We start from the raw sequence: 23470 nt of genomic DNA, 5'->3' as shown, positions 1-23470 counted from the left end.
GGTCAGCTCCGGTTGCGAAGGATGTGAGCGTCGAGCGCGGCAAGCCCCTCGTCAAGGCCGTCCCGCCCGAAGCCCAGGCGGAAGTGATCGGCGGGCGTGTCGCTGAGGTCTGACGCGTAAATGGACCCAGGCAGCAACAAGACGCCGCTGTCTTCCACCAGGGACCGGGTGAAAGCCCCCACACCCTCAGCGCCGTTGTAGCGCGGGAAGGCCATGCAGGAGCCGTCGGGGCGGGCCCAGGTGAACAGGTCCCCGTGGCGGGCAAAGAAGGCCTCCCACTTGGGCAGGTTCGCGTCGATCAGGGCGTTGTTGCGGGCGAGGATCTTGTCGCGATGGGCGAGGGCGATTTTGGCGAGGCGCTCAGACGGGCCGGAATTGCAGATCGAAAGGTAGTGCTTCATCCGCTCCATCTTGCTGAGGATGTCGTGGTCCTGACAGGCGATCCAGCCGATGCGCAGGCCCGGCAAGCCGTAGGATTTGGACATGACACCAAGGGACAGGCCGCGTTCGTAGACGTCGGCGATATAGGGCAGGTGCTGGGTGCCGGTGGGGCCTAGCCCGTTGAAGATCTCATCATGGAGGATGTAGATGCCGTGTTTGCGGCACAGCTCGATCAGCGCCATGTAGCGGTCCAATGGCAGAATCGCGCCTGTGGGATTGTGCGGGAAGTTGATCGTTATCAGCCGCGTGTTGGGGCGGATCGCGGCGGCGACGCGGTCGATGTCGAGCGACCAGTTGTCATCGGGGTCCAAAGGCACGGCGGAGGCGGAGCAAATGGCCTGCGGCAGCGCCTCGTGGCTTTGGTAGTTGGGCGTGACGACGATGGCGTGGCTGTCGGCGTCGAGGATCACGTTGTTGGCGGCGAAGATCCCCTCGGACGCGCCGGCGAAACAGAGGATGTTCTCTGGCGGTTGCTGCGCGAAGGTGTTTGCAATTGCCTCGCGCAGGTCAGGGGCGCCGTAGGTCTCCGTATACCCCAACCACATGTCGTCAAACTCGGCCCGTTCCTCCGGCGTTGCCATGGCCAGAAGATCGCGCAGGGACATACTTTGCGCGTCCGACGCGGTCATGTGGTAGCGGGCCCTGAACTCCCACTTGGCGAAATGGGTCTCTAGCCGGAAATCAGGGAGCGTGGGCATGGGCTTTGTCCTTTGTGACGTCCGTGCATAGCTCAGCCTGCCTTCAATGAGAATACACGGGATGCTTGATCGGATCGGGGATCGTCGTCACGGTAACGCTCAGATCGTTCAATAAAAAAGAGATTTGCCATGACCAGCCCTAACCAAACCCCGCAGCCCGGCGCGCAGAAGAACCCGTTCATGAACCTTGGCATGACGCACCGCGATGTGACGAAGGCCGGGTGGCCGACGTTGGACAAGGACAATGCGCCCAATTTCGTCCTCAGTGCCGCACCGGTCGTGCTTGAGAAAGGCCAGACGATCTACCGCGTTTATGGGGGCAAGGCGAAGATCGTGGGCGCCTATTGGTCGCCCGCCCCGCCCCCACCGCAGATGACAGAGGCCGAATGGCGCAGCGAATGCGCGATTGAATACAGTTGGAACACCGGACAATACGTGGCGTCTTACACGGCAGAGGCCGACATTCATTTGTGGGCGGGCAGTGTAGAGGCGCAGCCTGCCCAAAGCATGGCCATGAAAATTCTGCCCGAATACTGGCTTGTGGGCGGGGGACCACAGTTCTTCGTTGCCCATTGGCTGATCAATGGCTTCACCCCCACCCCCGTCGGAGAGACGCCTTGGCCCAAGACCGCGCAGGCGGCCCCCGTCGCGGCAGAGGCGCTAGTGGCGCAGCCGGGCGACGTGGTCCCGGCGGATGAGAATGCCACGCAGGCCTTCCGGGTCAGCGCGCTTGCAGAAGCGTTGCAGGCCTCGGCGGAAGCATTACGCGGGGCGCAGACCTATACGGCGGTGGATGCGGACGCCCTGGACGGTGCGGCGGCCAATCTGATGAGCTCTGCCAACAACATCCTGACGAACCTAAACAGTGATCCCGAGACGGTCAGCGCCGAGGTGCGGTCGCAGGTAGGCCTTGCGCGTCACATCGAGGTGGAGGCGGATGTGCCGGGGCAGGGCGCGGTGCAACAGCGGCTGAGCGAGGTGATCGCAGGCGCCGCTGCCCTTAGCGGCAAGGCCTGATCTGTCTTTGAGGGATGAAAACTGGTCGGGCTGAGAGGATTCGAACCTCCGACCCCCTGCTCCCGAAGCAGGTGCGCTACCAGGCTGCGCCACAGCCCGACCGTGCCGCGTGGGATAGCGACGGCGGGGGGGCTTGGCAAGGGAGATCAGCTTGAGGGCGGGGGACCGCGGCGTTCGTTCGACAGGAAAGGCGCGATGCGCAGCCCGCTTGGCGTGCCAACGCGGGTGCGGGTGCGCAGGACGGGGGTGGTGGCCGACGTTCCGGCGCGATCCTCTCGCAGCACGATGTAAAGGCCCGACGCGATGATGATGGCGGAGCCGATCAGCGTTGCTGCATCAAGGCCTTCGTCAAACAGCAGGTAGCCGAAGATCGCGGCCCAAAGGATCTGGCTGTATTGCATCGGCGCGACCATGACGGCAGGGGCGTTGCGATAGGCGACGATCAAGCAGGCGCTGGCGGTCAGCGCGAGGGCCGAGATCACGGCGAGGGCCGCAAGGTCCGTGCCGGGCATTGGTTGGTAGTAGAACGGCATCGCCGCGCCCATCAGCACGAAGTTGGCGACCAACGGGTACAATAGCATGACGACCGAGCGTTCCTCGCGTCCGATCTTGCGCACGATAAGCGATGCGATGGCACCTCCCACGGCGGCCAACAGCGCCGCGCCGTGGCCGAGGGTTAACTCAGTAGCTCCCGGTTGCAGCACCACGACCACCCCGGCCAGCCCGACAAATACCGCAAGGCCCCGCCGCCAACCCACGGTCTCCCCCAGCATCGGGATAGCCAGAAGGGTGATCAGCAGCGGCGAGGCGAAGATGATCGCGTAGACCTGAGCCAGTGGCAGGACGGTGAAGGCGTAGAACGCGCAAATCCCCACAACCACCGCCGCACCCGTGCGCAGGGCGATCCACCAGGGATGCTTGGGTCGCAAATTCGCCTCGGTCGCGTCGCGCAGCAGCAGGAACGTGACGATTGGAAAGCCAAAGAGGACCGAGAAAAACACGATCTGAAACGGGGAATACGAGCCCCCCAGGTACTTCACGATCACGTCGTGGGTCGAGAAGATCCCGAAGGCCAGTAGCCCCAGAAGCGCGCCCCGGATTTGGCTGGTTTTATCCATGGCGGGGGGCTTTTACGGGCAAGGTTCCGTCGTCCAGTCGCGGGTCTCGGCGCGGTAACAGCTTTGCTCGTAGGTGGCACTCAGGACCTGCCAGCCGTCGGCGGTATACTCGATGGTGTAAATGGTCCGCGAACCGGCGACAGAGTCGTCCAGAAAGCCGCCCTCTTCGATCAGGACCTCCAATTGGAAATTGTCGTTCGGGGCCACGGTGATATTCGCGCTCGGGCGCCCTTCGCCGAAGTACTCAAAATTCTCCAAGGCAGGCGCCACGAGGGCGTGGGGGCTCGGGACGAGGTCGCCCGGCTGAAAGGTCTGGGCGGCGACGGGGGCGCAAAGGGGGATCAGGCAAAGGGTCAAACGGGCCAGCATGGCAAAGCTCCTTGGGTTGAATGGGCGCGAGGGTGCCATGGGTTGGGCGGGATTGCGAGGGGGTGGATGGCGCTATCGCGAGAAGGTCGGCAGATCAGCGGCTGGGACGGAAAAATGCGCCTTTTCCATCCGGGGTGCACCAAGAGCGTCATAGAACTTCAGCGCCTCAGGCTGGAAGCTGCCCCATTCCAGACGAACGGCGCCCGTGTCGATGGCGATGTTCGCAAGGGCGCGCATCAGCGCCTTTCCGGCCCCAAACCCGCGCGCCTCGGCTGCTACGTAGAGCTCTTTCAGGTAGACGGCCACGCCATTGCCCGCCGGATAGACCCGCGCCCAAGTGGCAAAGCCAAGGGGTCGCGCGCCGTTCCAGGCGATCAACGCCGACATGCCGCGCGGGGCAAGAAGATCGGCAAGGATTTCGGCCTCCACCTCGGGCCGTGAGGGGCCGACGTCGTAGTGATCCAGGCAATCGCGATAGAGGGTGAGGAAGGCGTCCTCCTCCCCCTCTGCCAAGACTCGGACCGTGACTGTCACGCCGCCAGTTTGGCGATGATCGCATCACCCATCTCGGACGTCGAAATCGGCGTGCCGCCGTCGGGGCCCATCAGGTCGGCCGTTCGTGCGCCGTCGGCCAGAACGCTTTCCACCGCGGCCTCAAGGCGCGTCGCCTCGTCGCCCAGATCGAAGCTGTACCGCAGCGCCATGGCGAAGCTGAGGATACAGGCGATGGGGTTCGCCTTGCCTTGCCCCGTAATGTCGGGGGCGGAGCCGTGGACGGGCTCATACATCGCCTTGGGGCGACCGTTCTCCATCGGCGCACCAAGTGAGGCAGAGGGCAGCATCCCCAAAGACCCGGTCAGCATCGCGGCGCAATCGGAGAGGATATCGCCAAAGAGGTTATCGGTCAGGATCACGTCGAACTGCTTGGGCGCGCGGACCAGCTGCATCGCGCCGTTGTCGGCATACATGTGCGACAGCTCCACATCGCCGTAATCCGCCGCGTGGACCTCATTGACGACATCGCGCCAGAGGATGCCCGACTCCATCACATTGGCTTTCTCCATCGAGCAGACCTTGTTGTTGCGGCGACGGGCGAGTTCAAACGCTGACCGCGCTGCGCGGGCGATCTCGGTCTCGGTGTAGCGCTGGGTGTTGATGCCCACACGCTCGTTGCCCTCGGTATGGATCCCGCGCGGCTCGCCGAAATAGACGCCCGAGGTCAGCTCCCGCAGGATCATGATGTCGAGGCCGGAGACGACTTCGCGCTTGAGGGACGAGAAATCGGCCAAAGCGTCAAAGCACTGGGCCGGGCGCAGGTTGGCGTAGAGGTCCATTTCCTTGCGGAGGCGCAGCAGGCCACGCTCGGGCTTCACCGAGAAATCCAGATCGTCATAGGCCGGGCCGCCGACGGCCCCCAGAAGAACCGCATCGACGCTCTGCGCCTTCTCCATCGTCGCATCGGCCAACGGCACGCCGTGGGCGTCATAAGCCGCGCCGCCGACCAGATCCTCGGACACGTCAAAGGTGATGCCCCGGGCCGAGCCGAACCAATCAATGACCTTGCGCACCTCGGCCATCACCTCGGGGCCGATTCCGTCGCCGGGCAGGATAAGAAGGGAGCGGTCGTTCATGGGTCTGTTCCTCGTGAAATTCGGTTGCGCTTGCGGTATCGCGGCCCAACCGGGGCGTCAAGAAAGCAGGGGCGTGATCGCGCGGTCGAGCGCGGTCCAGACGGCGGAAACGCGGGGCTGATGGCGCAGGCCGGGATGAGCCGTCAGCCAGACGGGCAGCACCGGAAGCTGCAAATGGGGCAGAATGCGCCTCACCCCCGGCGTGCGATCCGCAACGATCGTCTGCCCGATACCAATGCCACAGCCCGAAGCGACGAAGTTCCAATAGGCGACCTGGTCGTCCGTGCAGGTGGTGAAGAACTCACGCGTCACCTCCATTCCCATCTCGCGCATCCCGCGCAGGATCAGGTCGGACCGGTCATAGCCAACCATGTGATGGGTTTTCAGGTCATCCTCGTCCTCAGGCAAGCCATGGCGCGCGATGTAGCGGTCGGACGCATAAAGACCCAACGGCAGGTCGCCGAGGTGCCGGGTAATCATGTCGAGCTGCGTGGGGCGATACATGCGCAGCGCGATGTCAGCCTCATGGAACAACAGGTTTTCTGTGGTGTCGGAGGCGACGACATCAAGGGCGATATTGGGGTGCTGGTCGCGGATGTCAGACAGAATCTCGGGCAGAATATGGGCGGTGACGAAGACGGACGCGGTCAGACGCACGCGGCCCGACGTGTCGGGCGATTGCCCGGCGGCAAGGACCGAGACGGCTTTGGCCGCGTCATTCATTTGCCGCGCGGCGGGCAAGAGAGTTTCGCAGAACGGCGTGGGCCTCAGGCCGCGCGGGTGACGCGTGAACAGCGGCTGGCCAAGGGCCTTCTCCGCGCTTTTGATCTGCCGCCCGAGGGTCGGCTGGGTCAGGCCAAGCTGAGCGGCCGCGCCAGAGAGAGAGCCGGTTTCACCCACGGCCAGTACGGCGCGCAGGAGCGTCCAGTCGAGATTCATATCCATGCGTTTACGTATATCCATATTGCAAAAAGCGGCAATAAAAATGCGCAAGTGAATAGATCATATGAGAAGGAACAGAAACAGGAGACCCAGAAAATGACCCGCACTGCCCTTATCCTTGGATCCTCGGGCCGGTTTGGCCGCCATATGTCAGACGCGTTGACGCGCCACGGATGGACCGTCCGAACCTACGACCGCGCACGCGATACGTTGCCGGACGCGGCCATGGGCGCGGATATGATCGTCAACGCCTGGAACCTGGCCTACGCGCGGTGGGCGACACACGTACCGGACCTCACGCGCCGGGTGATCGCGGCGGCAAAAGCGTCCGGCGCGGCGGTGATGATCCCCGGCAACATCTACGTTTACGGAGAAGACTTGCCGCCCGTGCTGTCGCCTGACACGCCGCACCGCGCGACCAATCCCTTGGGCCAGATCCGCCGGACGTTGGAAGCGGCGTACCGCGACGCGGGCGTGAAAACCGTGATCCTGCGGGCAGGCGATTTCATCGATACCGAGGCCTCTGGAAACTGGTTCGACAAGATCATCGCGGCAAAGATTGCCAAGGGCAGGATCAGCTACCCCGGGCCGCTTGACGTGCCCCACGCCTGGGCGTTCCTGCCCGATCTGGTCGAGGCCGGCGCCGGCCTGGCGGACCAGTTGGACGCATTGCCTGTGTTCAGCGATGTGACCTTCGAGGGGTTCAACGTGACGGGCCAGGAGTTGGCCGAGGCGCTTGCCCGCGCCACCGGGCGGCCTGTGCAGGCCAAGCGGATGAGCTGGCTGCCGATCCGCGCTGCGCGTCCGTTCTGGAAAGAGGCGAAATACCTGCTGGAGATGCGCTATCTGTGGCAGCAACCGCATCGGGTTGACGGGCGCGTTTTGGCGACGCACCTGCCGGGGTTCACGCCGACACCTCTGGACGCGGCGTTGCGGCAGGCGGTCAAGCCGTTGCTCTAGAAATCCACGTCGACCCAGACGAGGCGGTGGTCAGAGGCCAGTGCGACGGCCTCTGCCAGCTCTCCTTCCGTGGGCCAAAGAACCCCGGCGTCCGACACGGTCAGCGCGTGCGACGGCAGCAGGTAGTCCACTCGCAGATCGCCTGGCGTGGGCTCGTCCCAATCTGCAGTGGGGCCGTCCGGCACCGGGTCTTGCAGGGCGGGGTGAGAGAGGAGTTCGCTCAACGGCTCGCGTATTCCCTCGCCGCGCCCGGGGTCCACATTGAGCGTGCCCATATAGGCGAAATGCTCGGGTGGGGTGTCGGTGAGGTAAAGCGCCCAGAACCGTACCTCATCTGCGTTGCGCAGCCCGTTGCGATCCTCGGGGCCGTCGAAAACCGGGGGCGTGGCGTGGGACATGAGGATATGCAGCGGCCCGTTCGGGGTCAGAACCTCGACATCCAAGGCGCCGACGGTGTGCAGCCGCAGGACCGGCAGCTCGGCCTCGTGCGTCACCTCGGCGGCGGCGCTGTCGGGCAGGTCTTGCCAGAGCATTTCGGAGAAATCCGCGATCTCCCCCAAGGGGTAGCGCGACAGAAGCGCCATGCCCCCTTGCCCGTTGAAGCGCCCATAGCCATGGGCGTCGCGCGGGCCGTCGGTGCGCCCGTCGCCGTCCAGATCAAGCCCGGTCAGCCGACCTGTGTTGGGCCGCAGGGCCAGGAAATGGGGGTAATCCAACGCCTCTGCCAAAGCGGCGAGGGCCAGTTGGTTGCCGTCGTAATCCATGTCTTGGAGCGCGAGGATATCTGGGTTTGCGGCCTCAATCACCGCAATCGTAGCGGCGACTTCGTCTTCGCGCCGCAGGATATCGCGCAGGATCAGGCCGGGGCCGCGGGCTGACAGGCCGGTGTGATACGTTGCGAGGCGCAGGACCTCGGCCTGCGCGCCACCAGCCGTCAGGCAGCCGAGGAGGACAGCGCCGTACGCGGCCCATCGATACCGATGCCCGCGACAAGGCGCGCGCGCCGGGCGCGGATCATCCGCGCGATCCGCAGCATCGCCTGACCGCGCATGATCAGGGAAAGGGGAAGGAACATCCATATTGTCACCGCCCATACCATAGTTTGCGGCGACCCGAGCACGGGCACCTGCAACTGATTGGCCCCCATCACGAGGACCGCCGGGATCACAAATGGCGCGAAAATCCCAAAGATAATGTTAACGCGACCGTCCCGGTTTAACCTTTTCACAACATCTCCGCCCGCCGTTGGGTCGAATGTGGGCAGATTGATCCAGACATTGAATGCCGAGCCGCGATTGGGCCAGTGCTCTAGCCGGACCAGCGCGGCAAATAGGAACAGCGACAGCAGCGTGATCAGCACGGCAAGGCCCGCCATCGCCTGGATCTGCGCCGCAAAGGTTACGTCGACGCCCGCAGGGAGTTGGTCGAGCACCAACCGCAGGGGGCTGTAGGGGAAATCCAGAGCGCGGCCCACAAGGTAGCCCAACGCCGAAATCACCATCGTCAGGGTCGAGCCGTCATGATCACTGACACTGATCACGCTGAGCCCGAAGAGCGTCAGGAACAGGGCAACGATGCGGATGCGGTTGAAGGGCGGGGCGTCGCGAAACTCGATCAGGCCGGGGAATTTTGCGCCATATTCGAACAGAACAATAATCGCGAAGGCCAGGGCCACCAGCGTCAGCATCTTCGCGCCTTCCGCGCCGGTCCCCGGAATCAGCAGGGATGGCGTCAAAAGGACCACGACGATCATTATCGCGCGCACAATCGCGCCGACCAATCTGGTGAACACTACAATCTACCTCAAACATGGTGTCAGTTCGTGCCAACACCTTTATTTTGTCTGCCGACCCACTTCGTGGCGCGAATGGTCCAATTTCATGTGAAACGAAACCAAAGCCCCCATTGCGAGCACTATTTTGACACATTTGTGCCCAATTTGGTCCGAAGGGGCAACGAAAAACGGCGCCCTTCTGGATGAAGGACGCCGTTTAAGCGGCTGACATGTCACAGTTTTGCATCACAGCAGGGGCCGTTTGGCCCGCCGTCAGACCCAGGGGCGTGCCTGGGCTGCTTCGGCCTCAAACGCCTTGATCGACGGGGCTTTTTCCATCGTCAGGCCGATGTCATCGAGGCCATTCATCAAGCAATGCTTGCGGAAGGCGTCCACTTCAAAGCTGATCGAGCCGCCATCGGGGCCGGTGATGGTTTGGCTTTCCAGATCGACGGTGACAACCGCGTTGGCGCCCCGCTCGGCGTCGTCCATCAGCATATCGACCTGCTCTTGCGGCAGAACGATGGGCAGGATGCCGTTCTTGAAGCAGTTGTTGTAAAAAATATCCGCAAACGACGGCGCGATCACGCAGCGGATGCCGAAATCCAGCAGTGCCCAGGGCGCGTGCTCGCGGGAGGAGCCGCAGCCGAAGTTATCGCCCGCCACAAGGATCTCGGCGTTGCGATAGGCAGGCTTGTTGAGCACGAAATCAGGGATTTCGTTTTTGTCATCATCAAACCGCATCTCATCAAACAGGTTCACCCCAAGGCCCGAGCGTTTGATCGTCTTCAGGAACTGCTTGGGGATGATCATGTCGGTGTCGACGTTGATCAGGGGCAGCGGGGCGGCGATGCCGGTCAGTTTGGTGAACGCGTCCATGGGGTGTCTCCTTCGGTCCTCTGTGGATTAGCGCCTTGTGCCCCGGCCTACAAGATCACTCGGGGACGCTGAAGGTCATGTTCGCCCAATGGGTCACCCAGATCGCGTCCCCCTCCTCGGCGGGCTCAACCGCCTCCAGAAACACCGCGTCGGCCATGTAGATCATGCCCGGCTGCACCGGCAGGCGCACGACGCCTTCTGCGTCGGTGCGGTGCAGGGTGATGGTGACGTCGCCCTCGGCATCTTCGGCAAAAAGTTCCACCTGGTAGTCAGGCTGGAGTGCGTCATCATACCAAAGCTGCATCGATACCTCGGTCGCGGCGTCGGTATAGGGGTTGGTCAGCGCCACCAACTCCGTGCGCAAACCCACGCGCGTGTCCGCCCCCGCACCATCGCCCACGGCGACGAGGGACTTGGCGTAGCGGATGTAATCCTCGGTCACGTCCTCCTGGCTGAGGCCGCGCGCTTCATGCATCGCAGTGACGTCGCCAATGTCCTTGTGGTTGGCGAAGTTCAGGAACCGCTCCCACTCCGACCAGGTCAGTTGATTGGCGGTCGTCTGGTGGACGATGACGGTAAGGCCATCTTCCAGGCCCTCCATATCCAGCGCAGGGATGTCGCCAAACCGGCCTTCCACCAAACTCTCCGCGCCGCCGTTGATCACGGTGAACTGGTCGAAGTTGCGGGGCAGATAGCTCATGGAAGCGCCCGAGAACTCTTGCCCGACCCGCAGATCGGCCAGAAGCGTTTCGCCCACCTCAACGGTGAAATCCTGCGGGTCGATCCAGAATTCATGGGCTGTGGCCTTGTCAGCCGTTGCCAGAGCCGCGACTACTAGCGCCAGATACACGGATTTCATCAGAGGGGTCCTTTTCAATGGTTGCCCTAACCATGCTTCGCCGGGTCGGACTGTCAATGGCACTGGTCTTCACGCTCTCGCCAGCGGGTGCGCACGAGATCCGGCCCACCATCGCCGATGTCGAGGTGGGGCAGGACCAGGTGACCCTGTCCCTGCGCGCCACGTTAGAGGCGCTGATCTCGGGCATCGATCTGGGGGCTGTGGCCAACACGGATGAAGCGCCGGAAGCGGTCATTTATGACCGCCTGCGCGCGATGGAGCCCGCTGAATTGGAAGCCGAGCTGCGCGCCGCCTGGGACCGCATTGCGCTTGGTTTCATCATTGAGGTGGCAGGCGAGCGTCTGACGCCCGAGATCCTCTCCGTCCAGATCCCGGGCGTGGGTGATCCCGAGTTGCCACGGGATTCCCTTCTAACCGTCGGCGCGGATTTGCCGGACGGCGATGCCGGCGTTCAGGTGGGCCTGTCGCCGCAATTCGGTACCTTCGTGCCGCGCCAGGTTGGGGGCGGCGACGATGCCTATCAGGGCTTTCTCGACGGCGGCGCCCTGACGCCCGAGCTGCCCCGGGCCCAGGCCGACGGCTTGTTCCAGCGCTTTCTGGGGGCCATCGGCTTGGGCGGCGAGTGAGAACCGCGATTGCTCTACCAAGCGGCTCTGACGCGTTTGGGCGGCGGGTATGAGCGGGTTATCCTTCCTGCGCGACAACGCCCGGTGGCTGGCAACCGGGCTTCTCCTCGGCCTTGGGTCGTCCTTTGGGCAGACCTATTTCATCTCGCTCTTCGCCGGAGAGATCCGCGACGCCTACGGGCTGACGGACGGCCAATGGGGCGGGATTTACACGGTCGCCACGCTCTCCTCGGCCTGCCTTCTGATCCTGTTTGGCGGCCGCGCGGATACCGTGCCGCTGTCGCGCCTCGCCCTAATCGTTACAAGCGTCTTCGCGGGTGCTTGCCTGTTGATGGCCGTCAGCTCCTCCGTCTGGGTACTTTTGGTGGCAGTGTTCCTGCTGCGCTTCTGCGGCCAGGGCATGATGACCCACATGAAGGCCACCGCTATGGCGCGGTGGTTCGTGGCGACACGTGGCCGGGCGATGGCGATCACCAACCTCGGCTACCCGGTGGGTGAGGCGCTGCTGCCCCTGATCACCATCCTGGTCATCGCCGCCGTTGGCTGGCGCGCGACCTGGGGCGTGGCGGCGGCGGTCATCGCCTTCGCCTTGATCCCGGCGCTGATGTGGCTTCTAGCCCAGGACCGTGCGCCCAAGGGATCGAACGGCGGCCAAGGCGCGCCGGGCCTCTTCGGCAAGCACTGGACCCGGTCCGAGGTCCTCGGTCACCCCCTGTTCTACGCCTTCGTCCCGCTGCTGCTGACCCCCGGTTTCATCGGCACGGTCGTCTTCTTTCACGCCGTCCATGTGGCCGAGGTGAAGGGCTGGACCCTGCCCGCCATGGCCCCCAGCTACATGACCTACGCCACGGCCAGCGTCACCATGGGCTTCGTCGCAGGATGGGCGGCGGACCGCTTCGGCCCGGCGCGGCTGGTGCCCTTCGTTCTGATCCCAATGGGCCTTGGCATGTTCCTGATCGGCCCGGCGGAAACGCCCTTGGGATGGTCTGTCGCCCTGACCCTTGTGGGCGTCACGCAGGGCATGGCGGCGGCGCTTGCGGGGACGTTGCTGCCGACACTCTTCGGGACCAACCACCTGGGTGCCGTCCGGTCCATTGCCACGGCGATCATGGTCTTCGCCACTGCCATAGGGCCGGGCATCACCGGGTGGTTCATCGACCAGGGCGTCACCTACCCAGATCAAGGTGTGGCGCAGGGGATCTGGTGCCTGGCGCTGTCCGCCGCCTTGGTTCCCGTGATGCTTTGGACCGTCCGCCTGCAAACGCAAAAGGCGCCGGTGTAACGGCGCCTTTCCTTGTTTCTTTCGTGGGGAGCGGGTCGTTACTCCCACCCGGCCTCGTTCAGGATGTCGAGGGCAGCGGCGACGTTGTCACCGATCTCGCTCAGATCAATCGTGTCGGGGCGGAAGATCCCCAGCGATGCGACGGAGGGCGACAGGCCCACGCCGGGCACGGCGGGGTATTCATCGTTGCCTGCCGAGAAGTATTCCTGCGCGCTGTCGGACGCGAGGTACTCCAGGAACGCGATCGCGTTCTCCAGGTTCGGGGCATTGGCCGCGACGCCGCCACCCGAGATGTTCATATGCGCGCCGATGTCATTCTGGTTCGGGAACACCCAACCGATGCCGTCCAGCCCCTCGGTCAGACCGTCCACATCGCGCCGCACGGCACGGGCGAAGTAATAGGTGTTCGACATGGAGATATCGCACTCACCCGACACAATCCCGCGCAGCTGGTCGGTGTCCCCGCCCTGGGGGTCGCGCGCGAAGTTGCCCACAACGCCCGCCGCCCATTCTGCCGTGGCCTCTTCACCCAGGTGCGAGATCAGCGCCGCGACGATGTTCTGGGTGTAGACGTTGGTGGCCGAGCGGATGCAGACCATGCCCGCATACTCGGGGTTCGCCAGATCCTGATAGGTCTGCGGCGGATTTTCGACCGTCTCGCGGTTGTAGAACAAGATGCGCGAACGCTGCGACAGGCCAAACCACAGGTTGTCGTCATCGCGCAGGTACGCCGGGATGCGGGTGTTGAGGACGTCGGATTCAACCGGCTGCAACAGGCCCAAGTCGGCGGCGCGCTGCAGGCGGACGGTGTCAACGGTCAGGAACACATCGACCGGAGAGTTCGCACCTTCGGCCTCCATGCGCGCGATCAGCTCATCCGCGTTGGCCTCGATCCGGTTGACGGTGATGCCCGTCAGCTCGGTGAAGTCCGAGTACAGACGCTCGTCGGTATCATAGTGGCGCGAGGAATAAAGGTTCAGCTCCTGCGCCTGGGCAGCGGTGGCGGCGGAAAGGGCGATGGTGGTGCCCAGAAGAAGAGAAATCGTGCGGGTCATGGAAGGCTCCGTTTGTACCTGACTAAAACACTCGGACGCTTTCTGGCCGACTCGTGGCGGGTCCGTCAAGGGATTTCCGACAAAAATGATCAGACAAACAGCACGCCAGCCAAGCAAGAAGAACTTCACCGTCGCCCCAGAACTTCACGGTTGCCGCTGCGAGGAGGGAGCGGTAGCTCCCGAGGAGGGGTCGAAGGGAGAGGAGGCCACCATGCGGACAGGCCTTGCCTTCCTGATCATCGCCTATTGCCTCAGCCAGTTCTTCCGGGCGTTCCTTGCGGTCCTGGCCCCGGTCCTGGCCGAGGACATCAGCGCCACCACCTCAGACCTCGCCACCGCCTCCGGCCTGTGGTTCGCCGCCTTCGCGTTGATGCAATTGCCCGTGGGATGGGCGCTCGACACTCTCGGCCCGCGCCGCACGGCGGCCACGCTGTTTACCCTCGGCGCTGTCGGCGGCTGTGTCACCTTCGCTATGGCCCAGGGCCCCGGCGGGATCATTCTGGCGATGGCGCTGATCGGCATCGGCTGCTCGCCGATCCTGATGGCATCCTACTACATCTTTGCGCGAACCTTCTCGGCAGCCGTTTTCGGCACCCTCGCAGGCGTCACCGTTGGCTTCAGCTCCCTTGGGAACTTGCTGTCGGCAGCGCCGCTAGCCTGGGCCGTTGACAGTTTCGGGTGGCGCGAGACGCTCTGGGCCACGGCGGCTTTCACCCTGATCATCGCCATTGGCATCCTCGCCTTTGTCCGCGATCCCGCGAAACCCGAAGGCGAGGCGAAGGGCAGCTTTGCCGAACTTCTGCGCATCCGCGCGCTCTGGCCGATCTACGTGGGCATGTTCATCTGCTACGCGCCCACGGCGGGGATCCGGGGCCTGTGGATTAGCCCCTACATCACCGACCGCTTCGGCGTCAGCCTGGAACAGGTTGGCACCGCAACGCTTCTGATGGGCCTCGCCATGGTGGCGGGCAATTTCCTTTATGGCGTGGCCGACAGGTTTGGCAGCCGGAAAGGCGGCATCCTGTTGGGCAACGCGCTTGTGGCGGTGTTGTGCCTGTCGTTCTACGTCCTGCCGCCGGCGACCTTCGCGGTCTCTGTCGTGCTATTCGTCGCCATCGGCGTCTTCGGGGCGTCCTATCCCGCCGTCATGGCCCACGGGCGCACGTTTCTGCCGCAGCACCTGACCGGGCGCGGGGTGAGTTTGTTGAACCTGTTCGGGATGGGCGGCGCGGGCGTCATCCAATTCGCATCGGGCCCCACCTATGTGGCGCTGACGACGTCCATGGCCCCCGAGGATGCCTACGGCGCCCTCTTCGCGATTTTCGCGGCGGCGATCCTTGTGGGGCTCGCCGCCTACGCGTTTTCTAAAGAGCGGCCCGCTTAGGCTGCCTTGCTGCGGCGGGGCCTACGCGGCTTGCGCGCTTTGCCGCCGGGACCACCGGCGCCCTGGGGTTTGCGACCCCCGCCGCCACCGCCACCGGGACGCCCGCCACCGCCGCCACCCCGACGGCGCCCGCCACCGCGCTGGGGCTTTTCGGCCTTCACAGCCTCGGGTCGCGTGCCAGAGGCCACGGGGATGGACATCTTCATGACCTTCTCGATCTGCACCAGCAGATCCACTTCCTCGGCAGAGCAAAACGCGATTGCCTCGCCCTCCCGGCCCGCACGGGCGGTCCGACCAATGCGGTGGACGTAATTGTCGGGCGTGTCGGGAAGCTCATAGTTGATCACGTAAGCCACGCCAGGGATGTCGATGCCCCGGGCGGCCACGTCCGTGGCCACCAGGATCTTGATCGTCCCGTCGCGGAACGCTTTGATCGCGCGGTCGCGTTGGCCCTGGCTTTTGTTGCCGTGGATGGAGGCGGCGTTGAAGCCGTCGGCTACAAGGCCCTTCATCAGCTTCTCACACCCATGCTTGGTGCGCCCGAAGACGAGGACCAGCGCCTCGGGATCCGCGCTCAGAACCTCGCGCAGCTTCGCAGGCTTCGCGGGTTTGGGCATGAAGTGCACCACCTGCGTAACCTTGTCCGCCGCCTTGCCCGGAGGGGAGACCTGCACCTTCTTGGGGTTCGTCAGGTAGGCTTTTGACAGCTCTTCCATCTCTTTCGGCATGGTGGCCGAGAACAGCATCGTCTGGCGCGGCGTCCCCAGAGCGGGTGCGATTTTGCGCAGCGCGTGGATGAAGCCCATGTCGAGCATCTGATCGGCCTCATCCAGCACCAGGTGCTTCACGGTCGACAGATCGATTGCGCGGCGATCCATCAGGTCCATCAGGCGACCGGGCGTGGCGACAAGGATATCCGTGCCCCGCGACAGCAGGCTGATCTGACGGCCAATCGACTGGCCGCCCACGACCGTGGCGATTTTCACCGGCGTGTTGTTGGTGAACACCCGCAGGCTGTCGGCGATCTGGTTCACCAGTTCGCGCGTCGGGGCCAGGATCAGGGCGCGGGCGGTCTTGGGCTCGGGCTTGCCGTGCAGGGACAGCAGATGCTCCAGCAGCGGCAGGCCAAACGCCAGCGTTTTGCCGGTGCCGGTTTGGGCCAGACCCATGATGTCATGACCTTCCAGCGCCAGGGGAATCGCCTGGTTCTGGATCGGGGTGGGCTGGTCGAAGCCAGCCGTCTTGAGGGTTTTTGCGAGGACCGGCTTGAGGCCGAGCATGTCGAAATCGAACAAATCTTTTCCTTTCGGATCCGTGCCGGATGGCACAAACCGAATGTGCACCACATCACATGCAGCGCGGCTAGGGTGCGACCGGGCGGCTCATCCGCCGATCGTCAGAACCCTGCGTGATGGGGGTCTTGGGAATTCTGATCGTGCTGTGAGCCTGGCGTCCGGAACGGGCGCGAAGCGACTGCTCACGCGGCAGTGCAGCATCGATGAGAGGCAGATGGGGCAGTTGTGGGGATAAGTCAAGCTTTGTGACATTCTGGGCAGCGATGCCCGCGATCAGCAAACTTCACACCTCCGGGCCTTTCCTTGAGTTTAGGCATCCATTATGTGCCGCGATATCCAACCAAAGGATTAAGGATATGGGTTATAAAGTCGTCGTCGTGGGCGCCACCGGGAACGTGGGCCGCGAAATGCTGAACATTCTGGACGAGCGCCAGTTTCCGATTGATGCGATTGAGGCGCTGGCCTCTCGTAAATCCATCGGGACGGAATGCTCTTTCGGCGACAAGACCCTGAAGACAAAAGACCTCGACACGTTTGATTTCACTGGCTGGGATATCGCGCTCTTTGCCGTGGGCTCCGAGGCGACGAAGAAATACGCGCCCGTGGCCGCAAAGGCGGGCTGCATCGTGATCGATAACTCGTCCCTTTATCGCTACGACCCGGACGTGCCGCTGGTGGTGCCGGAAGTGAACCCCGAAGCGGTGCATGACTACGCGAAGAAGAACATCATCGCGAACCCCAACTGCTCGACCGCGCAGATGGTTGTGGCGCTGAAGCCGCTGCATGATCGCGCAAAGATCAAGCGGGTTGTGGTCAGCACCTATCAGTCCGTCTCGGGCTCCGGCAAAGAGGCGATTGATGAGCTGTGGAAGCAGACCAAAGGCATCTACGTGCCCGGCCAGGAGGTTGCGCCAAGCGTCTACCCCAAGCAGATCGCCTTCAACGTGATCCCGCATATCGATGTCTTCATGGACAGCGGCGACACGAAGGAAGAATGGAAGATGGTGGCCGAGACGAAGAAGATCGTCGACCCCTCCATCAAGGTCACGGCCACCTGCGTGCGGGTGCCGGTGTTCGTGGGCCATTCGGAGTCGATCAATATCGAGACGGAAGACTTCCTCGATGAAGACGAGGCCCGCGATATCCTGCGCGAGGCGCCTGGCATCATGGTGGTCGATAAGCGCGAGGACGGCGGCTACGTCACGCCGATTGAGTGCGTCGGTGACTTCGCGACATATGTGAGCCGCATCCGCCAGGACGTGACGATTGAGAACGGCCTGAATTTCTGGTGCGTGTCCGACAACCTGCGCAAGGGCGCGGCGCTGAACGCCGTGCAGATCGCCGAGACCCTGGGCAACCGGGTGCTCAAAAAGGGCTGACGCTGTCGCGCTGGGGCGGAGGGGGGCTCCCGTCTCTGCCTCAGCCCTGCGCCTGGCGGCGCAGCGCCTCCGTCAGCCGGTGGTGGCACGATCCTGAAGGATCGTGCGGTCGGCGCTTTCCAGAAAAATTTGTGCTTGGGGCCAAGGATCGCGCAGGGGCGTGCGTCTTAGGATGTAGAGCTGACCAGAACCGACGCTGGATTTCCGCCCTTGGCAGGGCGGGCGACCGGGTCGAGACTGGCGGCAACACACATTCAAAGGACCCTATTTCGATGAAACATTTTCTTCTGACCACCGCGCTCTGCGCTGTTCTTCCCTTCGCCGCTTTGGCCGACGACATCGTCATTCGCGCCGATCTGGCCGAGGCGACCGTGTTTGGCCAAGGCGCTCAGCTGACGCGAAGCGGGTTGGCGGATTTGCCCGCCGGGCGCCACCGCCTGATCATTGCCATGCCCGATCTGGATGGTGCGGAGCTGCCCCAGGTGTTGGGTGAAGACGGCCTCCGCATTGGCCCGCCGCAAGAGCTGCGCGGACATCCGATTGCCGAAGGCGCGCTGGATGACGCCGTGCAGGCTGCCGCACGGGCGGCGGTTGAGGCGGCGGAAGCGGCTGTGCTGGAAGCACAGGACGCGCTGACCCAGGCCGACGCCGCGATCCGCGCCATCGAGGCTCAGCAGGGCTATATCGCCGCGATCCTGCGCGGTGGTGAGCACGGCGTCGCGATGCCGGAAGACCCCTCGCTGGTGGCGCAGTTCCTCTCCACCCTCGGGGCCGAGACCGCGCGCCTGGCCGAGGAGGCGCTGGACGCGCAGGTCGCCCGACGGGATCTGGCGGAAGCCATGACCGAGGCGCAGCGCGTCTACGCGGAAGCGACCCAGGCGTTTCGCGCGCTGCGGCCTTTCGGCACCCAGATCAACGGCTATGCGGTGGATGTCACCGTGGTTGAGGCCGGTCAGGCCGAGGTGCATGTCGACTACTTTTCGCGCAACGCGGGGTGGCGCCCGAGCTATGAGGTCAACCTCGACAGCGATAGTGGCGCGCTGACGATTGACCGCTTCGTGACGCTGGAAACCTTTGGCGCGGCCCGGTGGGTGGACGTGGATGTCACCTTCTCGACCGCGGCGCCGGGGCGTGACCGTTCGCCGAGCACCCTGGCTTCCATCCCCGCGCGACTTCTGGACCCGGCAGTGCCGCAGGTGAGCGGTGGGGTCGCGGGCATGTTCTCGGCCGAGGATCTTCGAGAGGAGGCCCCGAGCCCTGCAGCCCTCGGCTATGCCACTGCGGCAATGGAGCCGGTGGTGATCGTGGAGGATACCGGGGGTGCGACGGCAGAATTCGACGGCCTGTCTGTGTCCTACACCTACGACCAGCCGGTCAGCATCACCTCGGGCACAGACATCCTGCTGTCCTTCGACACGATGGACCTGGAGGTCGAGACCGAGAACCGCGCGGTGCCGCGTTGGGACGAGACGGCCTTCCTGATCGCGATGATGGAAAACGACACCGGAGAGCCGATCCTGCCGGGCGACGCGATCTTCTACCGCGACGGCGCGCTTCTGGGCGACGGTTACCTGCCGCTGATCCCCGCCGGGGCCGAGGCCGAGATGGCCTTTGGCGCGCTCGATCACCTGCAGCTGACCTGGATCGACCGGTCTCTGGCCGAGGGCGACCGTGGGTTGTTCGTGTCGTCCACCACCCAGGCGCGCGAGATCGCGTTCGGAGTGGAGAATACCGGCACGGAGGCGGCAGAGGTCCGCATCCTCTATGCGACGCCCTTTGCCGAGCAAGAGGACCTGGAGATGGACCTGACGCTGAGCCCCCGCCCGACCGAGGAAGACGTCGACGATGCACGCGGGATCCACGCCTGGGATCTGGAGGTTGGATCCGGCGAAACGGACATCATCGAAATGACGGTGGAGTTTGAGTACCCCGAGGGTCAGATCCTGGACTGGCAGCCCTGATCACTCATCCTCGATCAGGATGACGTCCTCCTCCACCAGATCAGGAAACAGATCTGGGTGAGCGCCAAGATCGGCCCGGTGCAGCATGCGCCGGGCCAGCGATTCTTGGGAATGGCCGGGCAAGGGCGCGTTGAAGCGGCGGATCAGATCGGCGTAGGACCACCCCAGCTCAGAGGCCTTGCAAATGCGCGCCGCTGTGGATGTGGAATAAAGAGCCAGGCCGCCGCCTCGCTCGCGGAAGGTGTAACCATGCTGCGCCAGACGGGCTTGCAGAGCGTCCCATCCCTGCGCCCCAGACAAGTCAGCTGCGAGGAGGGTGCGCAAGCACCCGAGGAGGGTGGGATCACCGCGCCCCTCCTCCCTATCGTCCCTTTGGGGGCGAACGGTCCTCGCAGCGGAGTGGTTTTGCCCAAGGGCATGCATCAGCAAAAGGTGTGCCAGGGTGGCGGGCGACATGCGGCGAGCTTGGGCCTGCTGGCGAAGCACAGTCAGGGCCTTTGGCGGCAGGTCGATGGCAAGGGGGGCGGACATATCCATGCCGCCACCCAATCCGATTCCAGTTAAGCCGGGGTTAACTCAACCCTCGACGATTGCCTGCAACCGTCCCAGCCCGCGCTCGTAATCGGCGCCGACCCATCCGTCCATCATCAGGCCGAACCAGCGCCCCACCGGGCCCTGACCCATATCCGCGGTCAGTCCCCAGACGACGCGGGTCGCGTCGCCCTCGGGCGTCAGCCGCCACCAGGCCTCGGCCGTGCCCATATCGCCGAAATCAAGCGCCGTCCGCACGCTTTCATTCTCGGCGACTTCCAGGATCTCTTGCCGCCCGTTGCCCACATTCGGGTGCTCGGATGTCCATTCCATGACATTGCCAACACCCACCTCGGGGCCGGAAAACGCCACCTCCATATCGGGATCGATATCGCCCCAGGGCGACCATTCCGTGAAGGCCTGAAGCGAGCTGACATGGGGATAGACCGCGTCCGGCGTCGCATTCACGACGAGGTCCCGCTCGACCGTGACATAGCGGGGCAGGAACATGCCGACGATGGCGAGAACGGCGGCAAGGGCGACCAGACCAATCAGGATATTGCGGATCAGGCGCATGGGAACCTCCTTGGGCAATGCGATAGCTTTCGGGCGATCCTACCATAGGTCGCGCCAAGTTCGGCAGAAGAATTAACCGATCAGAACCGCTCGGCCCGCAGGACCTCACAATCGGTGATGGAGACCACGCCGATGTGCCGTTCAACCACCTCGAATGCCGCATCGAGCAGGGCGTCCAGCTTCTCGCCCCGGATAATGCACACGAAGCACACCATGCCGCCCGCGCGGCTTACCTGGCCTTCCCGGCTCCAGAGGCCCGAACGGCCGGAGCCGCCGAGGACCGGCAACACCGTGAAACCGGTCACTTCCGCCCCGATCAGCGCCTTGGTCAGGCGGCTTTCCATCACCGACTCGATGGTGATCTCAACGCGTTTGGCTTGGTGGGTTTGCATGGAATTATCCTCCGGTCACGAGGCTGGCCACCGCAAGGTAAAGCGGGATGCCAATGGTCAGGTTGAAGGGGAAGGTCACCCCCAGCGACAGTGTCAGGTAGACCGACGGGTTCGCCTCGGGCAGGGCCACGCGCATGGCGGCGGGCACGGCGATGTAGGAGGCCGAGGCGGACAGCACCATAAACAGCACGACGCCCCCGGTGCTGAGACCCAGAAGCACGCCCGTGGCGAGGCCGAACACGCTGCCCACCAGCGGCATCACCATGCCGAACAGGAACAGGCCCGGCTTCAACACGCCCCGCGCCTCGCGCAGGCCGCGGCCCGCGACCAGCCCCATGTCCAAGAGGAACAGGCACAGCACGCCCTGGAAGGGCGTCACGATGAATGGTGCGATCAGATCGAGGCCTTCGGTCCCGGTGATCACGCCGATCACGAAAGAGCCCACCAGCAAAACGATGGAACCGTTGAGCAAGATCTCTTGCAGCAACCCGGCCTCCATCTCGGCTGCGCCCTTGTCGTAGCGCGCGATCAACCACAGGGCCGACAGGATCGCAGGCGCTTCCATCACCGCTGCGACGGCGACCATATAGCCCTCGGACCCCAGACCAGCCGAAGTGATTACCGACGTGGCCGCCACGAAGGTCACGATGGAGATAGAGCCATAGTGCCCCGCTACTGCCGCCGCGTCGGTCACCGACAGGCCCGTCATCACCCGCAAAAGCGCAAAGGCCACGAGGGGGATCAGGAACGACAAGACAACACCCGCCACCAAGGAGGCGATCAGCGTGCCGTCGATGCCGTTGTCCGCCACCGCCGCGCCGCCTTTGAAACCGATCGCAAACAGCAGATAGATCGACATGCCCTTGGCCACAGCCTCAGGGATCGACAGGTCAGATCGCGCGAAGGCCGCCAGAAGACCCAGGGCGAAGAAAAGGATGATCGGAGACAACAGGTTGTCGGCGGCCAAAGCCAGCATTCCGTCCATGGTCTTCCCCTGCGTAAACGGCTTTGAGCCCGCGTTTAGGCGCGGGGGCCCCGGCGCGCAAGTTCAAGCCGGCGCAAAGTGGCGAATACGCCCATCGAAGGTCTCCAGATCCATGTCGGCAATATCTGCCCACAATCCGTGCAGGCTTAGCGTGCCCTCATCCACGGCGGTTTTCACGAAGGGGTAGCCCAACAGGTTCTCCAGGCTCACGTGGATCCCCTCCTTCTCCAGCGCGGTCTGGCGGTCATCCGGGTCCTTGATATCGGCAACCGTCTTAAACCCCGGGCGCAGCACGTCCAGCCAGCGGCCAATCAGGCTTTCATCCTCGTCAAATTCGGGCGCGTTGCCCTCGCACATGGAGATACAGCCCGCCACGCCGCCGCATTTGGAATGGCCCATCACCAAAATATGCTCAACTTTCAGATGATTTACTGCGTATTCCACCGCTGCACCCGTGCCGTGGTGGTTGCCGTCGGGCGTATAGGGCGGCACCAGATTGGCGATGTTACGGTGGACGAACAGCTCTCCGGTGCGTTGCCCGAAGACCGAATTGATCGCCACGCGGCTGTCACAACAGGCAATAACCATTGCCTTTGGGTGCTGTCCCTCGTCTGCCAGCTTCTTGAACCAGTCCCGGTTCTCGGGAAAGCTGGAGTCCTTCCAGTCCTTGTAGCGCTCCAAAAGGTAGTCGGGCAGAGAGTTCACGCGGTGCATCTGTCTTCTTTCGTCCGGTTGTCCGCCCCTGTCTTAACCTGCATTCATCGCGAATTGGAGATGCTTTCGCCTCGGCAATAAATCTCTTCTTCAGCACATCGGCGCATACCCATGGTCGAGATCCCAATCTTGGGCGTCCTGTGGTGGGGGCGAATGAAGTGGAGTGAGATATGCTGCCGAAAGCAGAGGCTGATCTGTGCCTGAATATTACAGAGCTGGCGCCCGAAGAACCCGCGCGGTTCAATCCGGAGTGCCTGGAAGAACTATGTCTGAAAATAGGGGAAGTCCGCGCCGAGGCGGAAGTTGCCCTGGCCCTGCACCGCATCTCAGAGCTTCTGCCGCTGCTTGACGGGATGCTGCGCGACGACGGCCACGGGTTTGCCGCAGCGGTTGAGCAGGTCTGCAAGGACGCGGATTTGATCGGCATGGCAACCCTGGCCCGTGTGGCGCGTAGCGTCCTGGACAGCTATGCCACGGCCAACCACGTCGCCTTGGCGGCAACGCTTGCGCGGCTCGACCGGGTGGGGGAGCGGTCCATCCACGCGGTCTGGGATCTGGAGGATTTGTCCGTCTGATCCGGGGCTGTCTGATCGGGGCCGCCT

General features: G+C 63.9%; 25 protein-coding genes and 1 tRNA gene. 8 read left to right on the top strand and 18 right to left on the bottom strand.

Annotated elements, in window-relative coordinates; genetic code table 11:
• Positions 1-2: 2 nt before the first annotated feature.
• Positions 3-1139, bottom strand: a complete 1137-nt coding sequence (locus AC6I9R_RS00665) for an aminotransferase class I/II-fold pyridoxal phosphate-dependent enzyme (RefSeq protein WP_461427033.1) — start codon at positions 1137-1139, stop codon at positions 3-5.
• A 129-nt stretch (positions 1140-1268) separates the two neighbouring features.
• On the opposite strand from AC6I9R_RS00665, the gene AC6I9R_RS00660 reads away from it, so the two are divergent.
• Positions 1269-2156 carry a hypothetical protein gene (locus tag AC6I9R_RS00660; RefSeq protein WP_461427034.1) on the top strand — a complete coding sequence of 296 codons (888 nt, stop codon included), beginning with the start codon at positions 1269-1271 and terminating at the stop codon, positions 2154-2156.
• Positions 2157-2178: 22 nt separating this feature from the next.
• Here AC6I9R_RS00660 and AC6I9R_RS00655 read toward each other — a convergent pair.
• From AC6I9R_RS00655 to AC6I9R_RS00630, 6 genes are all read right to left on the bottom strand, one after another.
• Positions 2179-2255, bottom strand: a tRNA-Pro gene (locus AC6I9R_RS00655).
• Positions 2256-2302: 47 nt separating this feature from the next.
• Positions 2303-3274, bottom strand: a complete 972-nt coding sequence (locus AC6I9R_RS00650; RefSeq protein ID WP_461427035.1) for a DMT family transporter — start codon at positions 3272-3274, stop codon at positions 2303-2305.
• 12 nt (positions 3275-3286) lie between these two features.
• Positions 3287-3643, bottom strand: coding sequence for a hypothetical protein (locus AC6I9R_RS00645; RefSeq protein ID WP_461427036.1), 357 nt, complete (start codon positions 3641-3643; stop codon positions 3287-3289).
• Positions 3644-3715: 72 nt separating this feature from the next.
• Positions 3716-4177 (bottom strand): GNAT family N-acetyltransferase, encoded by a 462-nt coding sequence (locus AC6I9R_RS00640; protein ID WP_461427037.1) that lies wholly within the window; start codon positions 4175-4177, stop codon positions 3716-3718.
• Entirely contained in the window at positions 4174-5274 is a 1101-nt protein-coding gene (gene leuB, locus AC6I9R_RS00635) for a 3-isopropylmalate dehydrogenase (RefSeq protein WP_461427038.1), read from the bottom strand. Before leuB ends, AC6I9R_RS00640 begins: the two co-directional genes overlap by 4 nt.
• Positions 5275-5331: 57 nt before the next feature.
• A complete protein-coding gene (locus tag AC6I9R_RS00630) occupies positions 5332-6219 on the bottom strand; it encodes a LysR family transcriptional regulator (protein ID WP_461427039.1) in 888 nt (295 codons plus the stop codon).
• Between the two features lie 93 nt (positions 6220-6312).
• Between AC6I9R_RS00630 and AC6I9R_RS00625 the strand changes: the two genes are divergently transcribed.
• A complete protein-coding gene (locus tag AC6I9R_RS00625; RefSeq protein WP_461427040.1) occupies positions 6313-7176 on the top strand; it encodes a Rossmann-fold NAD(P)-binding domain-containing protein in 864 nt (287 codons plus the stop codon).
• Here AC6I9R_RS00625 and AC6I9R_RS00620 read toward each other — a convergent pair.
• From AC6I9R_RS00620 to AC6I9R_RS00605, 4 genes are all read right to left on the bottom strand, one after another.
• Positions 7173-8018 carry an endonuclease/exonuclease/phosphatase family protein gene (locus tag AC6I9R_RS00620; protein WP_497863120.1) on the bottom strand — a complete coding sequence of 282 codons (846 nt, stop codon included), beginning with the start codon at positions 8016-8018 and terminating at the stop codon, positions 7173-7175. The two genes, AC6I9R_RS00625 and AC6I9R_RS00620, sit on opposite strands and share 4 nt — an antisense overlap.
• 92 nt (positions 8019-8110) lie before the next feature.
• Positions 8111-8968, bottom strand: a complete 858-nt coding sequence (locus AC6I9R_RS00615) for a hypothetical protein (RefSeq protein ID WP_461427041.1) — start codon at positions 8966-8968, stop codon at positions 8111-8113.
• A gap of 255 nt (positions 8969-9223) precedes the next feature.
• On the bottom strand, positions 9224-9829 hold the full coding sequence (gene leuD, locus AC6I9R_RS00610; RefSeq protein WP_461427042.1) for a 3-isopropylmalate dehydratase small subunit: 606 nt from the start codon (positions 9827-9829) through the stop codon (positions 9224-9226).
• Between the two features lie 55 nt (positions 9830-9884).
• A complete protein-coding gene (locus AC6I9R_RS00605; RefSeq protein WP_461427043.1) occupies positions 9885-10688 on the bottom strand; it encodes a DUF4198 domain-containing protein in 804 nt (267 codons plus the stop codon).
• A 56-nt stretch (positions 10689-10744) separates the two neighbouring features.
• Between AC6I9R_RS00605 and AC6I9R_RS00600 the strand changes: the two genes are divergently transcribed.
• Positions 10745-11314, top strand: a complete 570-nt coding sequence (locus AC6I9R_RS00600; RefSeq protein ID WP_461427044.1) for a hypothetical protein — start codon at positions 10745-10747, stop codon at positions 11312-11314.
• A gap of 49 nt (positions 11315-11363) precedes the next feature.
• Positions 11364-12596, top strand: coding sequence for an MFS transporter (locus AC6I9R_RS00595; RefSeq protein WP_461427045.1), 1233 nt, complete (start codon positions 11364-11366; stop codon positions 12594-12596).
• Positions 12597-12634: 38 nt separating this feature from the next.
• Here AC6I9R_RS00595 and AC6I9R_RS00590 read toward each other — a convergent pair whose 3' ends face one another.
• Positions 12635-13651, bottom strand: a complete 1017-nt coding sequence (locus AC6I9R_RS00590) for a Fe(3+) ABC transporter substrate-binding protein (RefSeq protein WP_461427046.1) — start codon at positions 13649-13651, stop codon at positions 12635-12637.
• A gap of 211 nt (positions 13652-13862) precedes the next feature.
• Between AC6I9R_RS00590 and AC6I9R_RS00585 the strand changes: the two genes are divergently transcribed.
• On the top strand, positions 13863-15035 hold the full coding sequence (locus tag AC6I9R_RS00585) for an MFS transporter (protein WP_461427047.1): 1173 nt from the start codon (positions 13863-13865) through the stop codon (positions 15033-15035).
• Here AC6I9R_RS00585 and AC6I9R_RS00580 read toward each other — a convergent pair.
• Complete coding sequence (locus tag AC6I9R_RS00580) at positions 15032-16330, bottom strand: DEAD/DEAH box helicase (protein WP_461427048.1); 1299 nt, start codon at positions 16328-16330, stop codon at positions 15032-15034. The genes AC6I9R_RS00585 and AC6I9R_RS00580 overlap by 4 nt on opposite strands.
• Before the next feature lie 356 nt (positions 16331-16686).
• On the opposite strand from AC6I9R_RS00580, the gene AC6I9R_RS00575 reads away from it, so the two are divergent.
• Together AC6I9R_RS00575 and AC6I9R_RS00570 are read left to right on the top strand one after the other, a co-directional pair.
• A complete protein-coding gene (locus tag AC6I9R_RS00575) occupies positions 16687-17709 on the top strand; it encodes an aspartate-semialdehyde dehydrogenase (RefSeq protein ID WP_461427049.1) in 1023 nt (340 codons plus the stop codon).
• A 272-nt stretch (positions 17710-17981) separates the two neighbouring features.
• On the top strand, positions 17982-19670 hold the full coding sequence (locus AC6I9R_RS00570) for a mucoidy inhibitor MuiA family protein (protein WP_461427050.1): 1689 nt from the start codon (positions 17982-17984) through the stop codon (positions 19668-19670).
• On the opposite strand, the gene AC6I9R_RS00565 is transcribed toward AC6I9R_RS00570, so the two are convergent.
• The 5 genes from AC6I9R_RS00565 to AC6I9R_RS00545 all read right to left on the bottom strand — a co-directional run bounded on the left by AC6I9R_RS00565 (position 19671) and on the right by AC6I9R_RS00545 (position 22868).
• The gene (locus AC6I9R_RS00565; RefSeq protein ID WP_461427051.1) at positions 19671-20201 is read right to left on the bottom strand and encodes a hypothetical protein; all 531 of its coding nucleotides are present in this window, start codon (positions 20199-20201) and stop codon (positions 19671-19673) included.
• Positions 20202-20246: 45 nt separating this feature from the next.
• Entirely contained in the window at positions 20247-20777 is a 531-nt protein-coding gene (locus AC6I9R_RS00560; RefSeq protein WP_461427052.1) for an SRPBCC family protein, read from the bottom strand.
• Between the two features lie 80 nt (positions 20778-20857).
• The gene (locus tag AC6I9R_RS00555; protein ID WP_461427053.1) at positions 20858-21169 is read right to left on the bottom strand and encodes a P-II family nitrogen regulator; all 312 of its coding nucleotides are present in this window, start codon (positions 21167-21169) and stop codon (positions 20858-20860) included.
• A gap of 4 nt (positions 21170-21173) precedes the next feature.
• Positions 21174-22154: a sodium-dependent bicarbonate transport family permease gene (locus AC6I9R_RS00550; RefSeq protein ID WP_461427054.1), complete on the bottom strand. Its 981-nt coding sequence runs from the start codon at positions 22152-22154 to the stop codon at positions 21174-21176.
• A gap of 63 nt (positions 22155-22217) precedes the next feature.
• Positions 22218-22868: a carbonic anhydrase gene (locus tag AC6I9R_RS00545; protein ID WP_461427055.1), complete on the bottom strand. Its 651-nt coding sequence runs from the start codon at positions 22866-22868 to the stop codon at positions 22218-22220.
• Between the two features lie 170 nt (positions 22869-23038).
• Between AC6I9R_RS00545 and AC6I9R_RS00540 the strand changes: the two genes are divergently transcribed.
• A complete protein-coding gene (locus tag AC6I9R_RS00540) occupies positions 23039-23443 on the top strand; it encodes a hypothetical protein (RefSeq protein ID WP_461427056.1) in 405 nt (134 codons plus the stop codon).
• Positions 23444-23470: the final 27 nt, after the last annotated feature.

This window comes from Gymnodinialimonas sp. (assembly GCF_059726805.1).
This window is presented reverse-complemented; position numbering and strand designations above follow the sequence as displayed.

Coding starts and splice junctions, on each gene's coding strand:
- AC6I9R_RS00665 (WP_461427033.1), bottom strand. CDS start 1,139: ATGCCCACGCTCCCTGATTTCCGGCTAGAGACCCATTTCGCCAAGTGG.
- AC6I9R_RS00660 (WP_461427034.1), top strand. CDS start 1,269: ATGACCAGCCCTAACCAAACCCCGCAGCCCGGCGCGCAGAAGAACCCG.
- AC6I9R_RS00650 (WP_461427035.1), bottom strand. CDS start 3,274: ATGGATAAAACCAGCCAAATCCGGGGCGCGCTTCTGGGGCTACTGGCC.
- AC6I9R_RS00645 (WP_461427036.1), bottom strand. CDS start 3,643: ATGCTGGCCCGTTTGACCCTTTGCCTGATCCCCCTTTGCGCCCCCGTC.
- leuB (WP_461427038.1), bottom strand. CDS start 5,274: ATGAACGACCGCTCCCTTCTTATCCTGCCCGGCGACGGAATCGGCCCC.
- AC6I9R_RS00630 (WP_461427039.1), bottom strand. CDS start 6,219: ATGGATATGAATCTCGACTGGACGCTCCTGCGCGCCGTACTGGCCGTG.
- AC6I9R_RS00625 (WP_461427040.1), top strand. CDS start 6,313: ATGACCCGCACTGCCCTTATCCTTGGATCCTCGGGCCGGTTTGGCCGC.
- leuD (WP_461427042.1), bottom strand. CDS start 9,829: ATGGACGCGTTCACCAAACTGACCGGCATCGCCGCCCCGCTGCCCCTG.
- AC6I9R_RS00605 (WP_461427043.1), bottom strand. CDS start 10,688: ATGAAATCCGTGTATCTGGCGCTAGTAGTCGCGGCTCTGGCAACGGCT.
- AC6I9R_RS00600 (WP_461427044.1), top strand. CDS start 10,745: ATGGCACTGGTCTTCACGCTCTCGCCAGCGGGTGCGCACGAGATCCGG.
- AC6I9R_RS00595 (WP_461427045.1), top strand. CDS start 11,364: ATGAGCGGGTTATCCTTCCTGCGCGACAACGCCCGGTGGCTGGCAACC.
- AC6I9R_RS00590 (WP_461427046.1), bottom strand. CDS start 13,651: ATGACCCGCACGATTTCTCTTCTTCTGGGCACCACCATCGCCCTTTCC.
- AC6I9R_RS00585 (WP_461427047.1), top strand. CDS start 13,863: ATGCGGACAGGCCTTGCCTTCCTGATCATCGCCTATTGCCTCAGCCAG.
- AC6I9R_RS00575 (WP_461427049.1), top strand. CDS start 16,687: ATGGGTTATAAAGTCGTCGTCGTGGGCGCCACCGGGAACGTGGGCCGC.
- AC6I9R_RS00570 (WP_461427050.1), top strand. CDS start 17,982: ATGAAACATTTTCTTCTGACCACCGCGCTCTGCGCTGTTCTTCCCTTC.
- AC6I9R_RS00565 (WP_461427051.1), bottom strand. CDS start 20,201: ATGTCCGCCCCCCTTGCCATCGACCTGCCGCCAAAGGCCCTGACTGTG.
- AC6I9R_RS00560 (WP_461427052.1), bottom strand. CDS start 20,777: ATGCGCCTGATCCGCAATATCCTGATTGGTCTGGTCGCCCTTGCCGCC.
- AC6I9R_RS00555 (WP_461427053.1), bottom strand. CDS start 21,169: ATGCAAACCCACCAAGCCAAACGCGTTGAGATCACCATCGAGTCGGTG.
- AC6I9R_RS00550 (WP_461427054.1), bottom strand. CDS start 22,154: ATGGACGGAATGCTGGCTTTGGCCGCCGACAACCTGTTGTCTCCGATC.
- AC6I9R_RS00545 (WP_461427055.1), bottom strand. CDS start 22,868: ATGCACCGCGTGAACTCTCTGCCCGACTACCTTTTGGAGCGCTACAAG.
- AC6I9R_RS00540 (WP_461427056.1), top strand. CDS start 23,039: ATGCTGCCGAAAGCAGAGGCTGATCTGTGCCTGAATATTACAGAGCTG.